A 3,432-nucleotide genomic window follows, 5' to 3' on the forward strand; every position below is an offset into this window, starting at 1 on the left:
CGGCGGCTGACCCCGGCCTCGCGCAGCTCAAAGAATTCATCCCGGCCAGGATGGGGACCGGACCCGCGTTTCCCGCGGCCCTTCAGTCCCGCCTTCCGGACCCAGCCTGCACAGGTGAACCGGTTCAACCCCAACTCTCTCGCGGCCGCCGCCGTACTCCCCAAGCGGTCAAACACCGCGAAAAATGCATCCTTCTGATCCTGCGAGTACCACCCGGATCCTGATGAATCACCGCTTAAACGAACCACGGTCGTTGCAACTCCCAAAAGTCGGGGTGTTGCAACGACCCCTAGAAACCGCCCCTGAATCAGAGGGGCCGCAAGTGTTCGTCCGCGTGCGGGTGTCCGCAGCCCCGGAAGGCATCACACCGCCCGGTCAGCAATGTTGCCCCGGCATGACGACATAGTTTCCTGTTTCCGAAAGTTCACGGTATATTCAACTTAAGCCTTCCACCGCGGCATCCCCCAATAGTCGCGGTGGAAGGCTTTTCCAATTCATGCGGCATCCGCAACGGCACCGCGCAGTCGCCAGCCACTGCCCAGGCCGTCGCGCATGACCTCCATTGTGGTCAGTGCGGAGTCTTCATTCCGCCCCAGCCTCGCCTGCAGCCGCCAGACCTCAACATCCACACGGCTCAGGCCCAGCGGCATCCTGCGCTCGGCTTCCCACCAGCTGACCCGTTCAAACCAGCGGACCGGCTCCGCTCCGACCGTCCATTCGCGGCCTCCGCGGATGACAGCAGCCGGCTGGCCGTCTTCAGCAGTTCTCACCAGTACATGTTCCATGCCAGGAGACTATGGCCCGGCACTGACATTTTCTGGGGTGAGAACCTCGAACCAAACATCACGCGTACAGCAGAAAACCCCGCTGCCCCGGGCCGTAACGGCCGGGACAACGGGGTTCTTCTTTGTGGGTCCTACCGGGATCGAACCGATGACATCCACGGTGTAAACGTGGCGCTCTACCAGCTGAGCTAAAGACCCAATTTGCCGGTTTTCGCTCCGAAGCGCTCCAACCAACGAACATAGACTCTACCCGAACACTGGCTCGAAACGCCAATCCGGATCAGGACGGCGGAATGCCCGGCAATTCTGCGGCGAGCCAGGCAAGTGCCTCGCTTACCCCCGCAACGAGCTTGACGGTTGCCAGGTCATCGCCGCGCGTCTCTCCGCGGTTAATGATGACCACCGGTTTGCCCTGTTTTGAGGCGTGGCGGACAAAGCGAAGGCCGCTCATGACACTAAGGGAGGACCCGGCAACGAGCAGCGCCCCGGCCTCATCGACTATCGAATAGGCGCGCTCTACGCGATCCTTGGGAACGTTTTCGCCGAAGTACACGAAGTCGGGTTTCAGGGCGCCGCCGCAGGCAGGGCACCTGGCAACCACAAAGCTCCGGATCAGCGCCGAGTCCTCGACGGTCGCGTCGGCATCGGGTGCGATTTCAACGGCGCCGGATTCCAGCGCACGGTCAAGAAATCCCGGGTTGAGCTCCTCCAGCACTCCGGCGAGCAATTGGCGTGAATACGTGCGCCGGCAGTCCAGACAAATGACCTGGTCGAAGCGGCCGTGCAGGTCCACAACGTTCACGCTTCCGGCATCCTCATGGAGGCGGTCGACGTTCTGGGTGATCAGTCCGGTCAGGAGTCCCCGGCGCTCCAGGGTTGCGACGGCGGCGTGGCCGGCATTGGGGTCAGCCCGCCGGAGGTGGGACCAGCCGATGTGGTTCCGGGCCCAGTACCGCTGACGGTTCGCCTCGTCGCGCACGAATTCCTGGTAGGTCATGGGCGACCGCGGCGGCGAATCCGGCCCGCGGTAGTCAGGGATTCCGGAATCCGTGCTCAGTCCCGCCCCGGTAAGGAGGGCCAGGCGCCGTCCAGACAACAGATCCCGGATTTCCCCCAGGACCTGGACTTCTGACGCCGACGGTTCCGTCCCAGGCACCGGAGGCAGACTGGCAAACCCTGTCAGGCCGACGCCGGTCCGCTGCCGGTCCATGGGGTCAGCCCTGCGCCAGTCCTGCCAGCACGCGGCGGTACTCGCCCAGATCGCGCGCCTGGCCGCGGGGATTGACGACGACGTACCGGATGATGCCGTCGCCGTCGATGATGAAGGTGCCCCGGGTAGCCATGCCGCTCTCCGCGTCAAACACGCCGTACTGCTCGGCCACGGCGCCGTGGGGCCAGAAGTCAGCCAGCAGGCTGAAGCCGTAGCCTTCCTGCTCGGCGTAGGCGCGCAGCGCAAACTTGCTGTCCACCGAGATTGCCAGCACTTCGGCGTCGGCATGCTCAAAGACGGCCAAATTGTCCCTGATCTCGCACAGCTCACCGGTGCAGATACCGGAGAAGGCGAAGGGATAAAAGACGACCACCACGTTCCGGCCCCGGAAGTCCGCGAGCCGGACCGGCTCCCCGAACTGGTTGACCAGAGTGAACTCCGGAGCCTGCTCTCCTACTGCGGGCACAACCGCGGCACCCGTTGAGGCAACGGTGTTTGTTAAGGTCACTTGTTCTTCCTGGTCACCAGGCGCGTGGCGCTCCAGTCCTTGGATACGCCCGGCGATGTGGTGAGGTGAAGCCCCGCGGTGGGTGCAGCTTCCTGGATCTCCGCCGGGGAGACGTAACCGGGCCTCCCGGACTTGGGCGTCAGCACCCAGACCACGCCGTTCTCGCTCAGGGTGGTCAGCGAATCCATGAGCGTGTCCACGAGGTCGCCGTCGCCGTCGCGCCACCAGAATATTACGGCGTCCACAACGTCATGATCGTCCTCATCCAGGAGCTCGGACCCTGTGAGGTCCTCAATATCATCACGCAAGTCGAAGTCGACGTCATCGTCGTAGCCGAACTCCTGAATCAGATCCCCGGTCTTGAAACCCAATTTTTCCGCCACATTTACCGAAGTGGCGGCGTCGGCCTCACTCACGTGTTCCTCCTATGCATAGTGATATCGATTACTCCAAGCCAACACCCTTTGGGCGCGTGCTTCAAGCTGCTGCTGCCGCGGTGCGGCTTATTGTGCGTCACACAACCAGTATGACGGTCAAATACGACCGGGGCGCCAGACGCGGCTACGCATCGGCAAGCCGTCACAGCTAGAGTGACTGGTGACAGCCATACCTTCGGGGCGACCGCCTTGGACGGATAGGCAGTCGTAGACGAGATAGAACCCTGCCCGGCGCACATGACCGGGCTGTTGTAACCGATATGTCGCACACGTCGCGTTCACGCCAGGCAGCTACCCTGCCGGACCTGAGGGCGCCGATGCATGCGCGCAAAGAGAGGTTGGACGTGGCTGCAGGAGAAGATACCTCCCATATCCTCAGCGGGTTGACTAACCAGCTGCCTGATCGTGATCCGGAAGAGACCGCCGAGTGGGTTGAGTCCCTGGATTCGCTGATCAGGGAACAGGGCACCGAGCGTGCCCAATACATCATGC

General features: G+C 62.9%; 4 protein-coding genes and 1 tRNA gene. All 5 read right to left on the reverse strand.

Annotation, left to right across the window (positions count from 1 at the left end):
- Positions 1-494: 494 nt before the first annotated feature.
- A complete protein-coding gene (locus AC1DD3_RS21985; protein WP_476882519.1) occupies positions 495-785 on the reverse strand; it encodes a hypothetical protein in 291 nt (96 codons plus the stop codon).
- Positions 786-910: 125 nt separating this feature from the next.
- Positions 911-983, reverse strand: a tRNA-Val gene (locus AC1DD3_RS21990).
- A gap of 82 nt (positions 984-1,065) precedes the next feature.
- A complete protein-coding gene (locus tag AC1DD3_RS21995) occupies positions 1,066-1,995 on the reverse strand; it encodes an NAD-dependent protein deacetylase (RefSeq protein ID WP_476882520.1) in 930 nt (309 codons plus the stop codon).
- 4 nt (positions 1,996-1,999) lie between these two features.
- A complete protein-coding gene (locus AC1DD3_RS22000) occupies positions 2,000-2,503 on the reverse strand; it encodes a peroxiredoxin (protein ID WP_476882521.1) in 504 nt (167 codons plus the stop codon).
- Positions 2,500-2,919 carry a DUF3052 domain-containing protein gene (locus AC1DD3_RS22005; RefSeq protein ID WP_230120898.1) on the reverse strand — a complete coding sequence of 140 codons (420 nt, stop codon included), beginning with the start codon at positions 2,917-2,919 and terminating at the stop codon, positions 2,500-2,502. Before AC1DD3_RS22005 ends, AC1DD3_RS22000 begins: the two co-directional genes overlap by 4 nt.
- Positions 2,920-3,432: the final 513 nt, after the last annotated feature.

It is taken from the genome of Arthrobacter sp. 05T444 (assembly GCF_056395905.1).